The organism is Moorena sp. SIO3I6, from assembly GCF_010672095.1.
Window position 1 is genome coordinate 1 of sequence record NZ_JAAHHU010000370.1, and the last position, 4,216, is coordinate 4,216.

Annotated in this window: 2 protein-coding genes and 2 pseudogenes; 3 read left to right on the forward strand and 1 reads right to left on the reverse strand. The window is 39.9% G+C overall.

Annotated elements, in window-relative coordinates; all coding sequences use genetic code 11:
• Positions 1 to 108 precede the first annotated feature (108 nt).
• Positions 109 to 361, reverse strand: a pseudogene (locus F6K49_RS36225) (hypothetical protein).
• Between the two features lie 745 nt (positions 362 to 1,106).
• On the opposite strand from F6K49_RS36225, the pseudogene F6K49_RS36230 reads away from it, so the two are divergent.
• The 3 genes and pseudogenes from F6K49_RS36230 to F6K49_RS36240 form a co-directional block, all read left to right on the forward strand.
• A pseudogene (locus tag F6K49_RS36230) lies at positions 1,107 to 2,007 on the forward strand (DUF4351 domain-containing protein).
• Between the two features lie 384 nt (positions 2,008 to 2,391).
• Positions 2,392 to 2,607 (forward strand): hypothetical protein, encoded by a 216-nt coding sequence (locus F6K49_RS36235; protein WP_293104598.1) that lies wholly within the window; start codon positions 2,392 to 2,394, stop codon positions 2,605 to 2,607.
• Between the two features lie 209 nt (positions 2,608 to 2,816).
• The coding region (locus tag F6K49_RS36240) for a tetratricopeptide repeat protein (RefSeq protein ID WP_293104601.1) at positions 2,817 to 4,216 on the forward strand (1,400 nt) is incomplete at its 3' end.

The window sequence follows — 4,216 nt, forward strand, 5'->3', positions numbered from 1 at the left end:
AAAAAAAATAGCCGTAGAAATACTATCCACGGCTATGGCAATCACATATGTCAGAAATTTCCGAAACCCAAGGCCCCCGGGGGGAAAACCCCCCAGAAATTTAAGGTGTTATGGCAACAACCAATACTTGGTCATGGTAGTTATTACTTCCCCCGGAATATCCGTTGGTTCTAGAGGAGTCCACTCCGCGATTTCTGCATAGCCTAGGGAATAAAGCATGTGCATACTATTGATTACTGATTCACGAGGACCTTTGAGAGCGATGCAGCGCGGTCTTGGGGGTTTCCCCCATGAGCGACTGCATCAAGACAGTGTGCTGAGTTGGTTGTTTCTTGAAATTGCGAGTAAATTGTTCTGACATTGTGAAAAACTCCAACTTAGTTAATATTGATTATTGTAATGATTATAAAATTATTTGTCAAGGGTATTAAAAAGTTTTTTTGTGGGAGTTTTAGGATTAGTTAAAAAAAACTATTGCATAGAAATTAGAAAGCATACATTAGCGTTTATTTAGGGTGTATCTCACTTTTGTAAATTTTGCGTAGGGTGCGTTAGGGGTGGGCTCGCCCTGATTTTCTGCCTCTTTGCCACCATTGAAATAGCCCACCCCGTAACGCACCACCGAGTCAAACAGCTTTTAGGAAATGCACCCTTTATTTAAGACACATGTCAGTTTGGTTAATTCCTTTTAGATCCCCCTAAATCCCCCTTAATAAGGGGGACTTTTGAATTGAGTTGCCCCTGATTAATGGAAAACTAGAGATTAAACTGCAATAAATACCTACCAATTTTAGCGAAAAACATGTTTAAAATTATCAACTAAATTTAGATTAATATTATGGTTAAAAAATGTGATCAAATTTAATAAATTAACCGAATAATAGCAATCATTTTACCTGGGTTGTAAACCCCGAAATTCCGTTAATTATTGTCGGGATTTACTGGAAATTTTAAGAGTGAGTTAAGTTGCCAATATTTCCGACATACCTACCTTCCCCTGGCTTGATTGAAGATGATTTGGGATAGGTTCGAGTCGTCGAATTTGTGGCTCTTAACCCTCTTTTCGATTAGTTAACCAGAATTGACTTAGTTAGATCAGATGTGTAATGACTTACGACAGTACCCTAAAATATCTTGTTGAACAATATCCTCAAGCCTTTACCCGTTGGTTATAAAACCTACGAACCAGCAGAGGATATCGAAATTCTCAACACCGAATTAAGCACAGAACCAATTCGGGCAGATGCCTTGTTTTTTGTGCGAGTTGCTGATGCTATTTTGCATCTGGAATTTCAAACCTTACCCCAATCTGAACCTCCCTTACCCCTGCGGATGCTGGATTATTGGGTCAGGTTATATCGACAGTATCGTTGTGATATTGAACAGGTAATAATATTCCTGAAACCAACCCGATTAGCCGGAGTATTTGTAAATCAATTTACCGAGAGGAACCTATCCTTCCGCTACCGGGTGATTCGGATTTGGGAATGTGATCCACAACCATTACTTACCACCCCAGGGTTACTACCCTTGGCAGTATTAGCACAAACTGAAGTGCCAGAAACCTTGCTATCCCAAGTAGCAGCCAGAATCGATATGATTGAAGATAGACAACAGCAACGTAACCTATCTGCTTGCGTGCAACTGTTGGCTGGAGTGAAATTTGATGAACAGTTAATTCAAGCTTACTTTCGGGAGGATATGATGCAAGAGTCAGTAGTTTATCAACGAATTATTCGCCAAGGATTAGAGCAAGGATTAGAACAAGGATTAGAACAGGGATTAGAACAAGGATTAGAACGGGGATTAGAACAGGGATTAGAACAAGGAAAGCGCAATGAGCTTAATTTAATTATCCGTCAAATTAACCGTCGCCTAGGTGAAATCAATCCCCAATTACAAAATCAAATTAAGGAATTATCCTTTGATCAGTTGGAGGATTTAGGAGAAGCGTTGTTAGATTTTGAAACCGAAGTGGATTTGACCAATTGGTTGAACCAGTTATAGCGCTAAGCGCAAGGGCAAGAGGCATGCTAGCAATAGGCAAAAGTTTACTACAAAAGTAATGGTGCCCCTGACCCATTAAGAATTTAATTCGCCACGGGTCGCACCTCTGCATCCCTTACAACCCTCTTGACTATTGCCTCTTGCCTCTTGCCTCTTGCCTACTAGCATGTGAGAAAATAGTACTCCTTAATAACAAACCGGTACTAGTTACTGAGAAATAAGTACTGGTATGTTATAAACGAGTACTCGTTAACCAGAAACGGGTACCCGTTTGTTATACAACAGTACTAGTTAAGGCAAAGGAGTACTAGTATATGAGAAATTAGTACTCCTTTGTTATACATCAGTACATGTTTAACATACAACAGTACTAGTTTTCGGTTAATGGGTACTCCTGTGTTAGATCTGATTACCCAGTCTGGTTGGTTGTTGACCCGATTCCCGATTCCCGATTCCCGATTCCCGATTCCCGATTCCCGATTCCCTCTTCCCTGCTCCCTGCTCCCTGCTCCCTGCTCCCTGCTCCCTGCTCCCTGCTCCCTAAAAACCAGAAATTTGTACCTCACAATTAGTATAATTTATATATTTTTAAAAAAGTAAATAACTACCCTAAAAACTGCTATATAATGATGATTAAGTCTCTAAACTTTTGAATGTTTACCGAGATTTAATTGATCAGGAAATGCAGCAGACAATACTGCCATGGGCGGAAAATCGGCGAATCTAGGGCGATTTAGAGTAGTTTATTTTTTTCATGAATAGTGTAGAGCGGTTGTTGAATTGGTTATATAGTGGAGGGGGTTATGGTAATGGCTGACAATACATCTGATGCTCAACTTGACTTTCTCTTAAATGTAATAAAAGCAACCGCAGACAGTAATGGTAATCAAGAGGTAGTTTATCCATTACTGGCAGCAAATATCGACAAACTTAATCAGACTTTAGCAGAAAAATTTCGGGATTGGGCAACACGTAAGCTGGCAGAAGCGGAAGCAAATGAAGCGGAATACCTAGCAGTAGATATTGGCAATTTCAGTAATCTAATTAGGGAATTCCCCTTGGGTGACAAAGCCAGCAATATCGAAATTGCCATCATTGGCTATGAAGTCATACTAACTGTTTTCAGCCGTGAAGCATTTCCTAGTGATTGGGCAACGACACAAAATAATCTCGGTAATGCTTACGGTGACCGAATAAAAGGAGAGAAAGCACAGAATATTGAAGAAGCCATCGCTTGTTACCAACAGGCTCTTAGAGTCAGAACCTTTGAGGCATTTCCTAAAAATTGGGCAAATACACAATATAATCTCGGTAGTGCTTACTATTATGACCGAATAAAAGGGGAGAAAGCACAGAATATTGAAGAAGCGATCGCTTGTTATCAACAGGCTCTTAGAGTTTATACCTTTGAGGAATTTCCTAGGAAGTGGGCAACGACACAATATAATCTCGGTAATGCTTACGGTGAGCGAATAAAAGGGGAGAAAGCACAGAATATTGAAGAAGCGATCGCTTGTTATCAACAGGCTCTTAGAGTTATAACCTTTGAGGCATTTCCTATTGAGTGGGCATGGACACAAAGTCATCTCAGTGTTGCTTACGGTGAGCGAATAAAAGGGGAGAAAGCACAGAATATTGAAGAAGCGATCGCTTGTTACCTACAGGTCATTAGAGTTTTTACCTTTGAAGCATTTCCTAAAAATTGGGCAAGGACACAAACTAATCTCGGTATTGCTTACAGTGACCGAATCATAGGTCAGAAATCACAGAATATTGAAGAGGCTATCGCTTGTTACAAAGAAGCTCTTAGAGTTTATACCTTTGAAGCATTTCCCGAAAATTGGGCAAAGACTCAATTCAATCTCGGTAATGCTTACAGTGACCGAATCAAAGGTCAGAAAGAACAGAATATTGAAGAACGCATCGCTTGTTACAAAGAAGCTCTTAGAGTTTATACCTTTGAGGCATTTCCTTATGATTGGGCAATGACACAAAATAATCTCGGTATTGCTTACAGTAACCGAATCAAAGGTAATAAAGCACAGAATATTGAAGAGGCCATCCCTTGTTACCAACAGGCTCTTAGAGTTAGAACCTTTGAGGCATTTCCTAAAAAATGGGCAAGGATAAAATACAATCTCGGTACTGCCTACGGTAAGCGAATAAAAGGGGATAAAGCACAGAATATTGAAGAAGCGATCGCTTGTTA

Coding starts and splice junctions, on each gene's coding strand:
- F6K49_RS36235 (WP_293104598.1), top strand. CDS start 2,392: ATGGGTACTCCTGTGTTAGATCTGATTACCCAGTCTGGTTGGTTGTTG.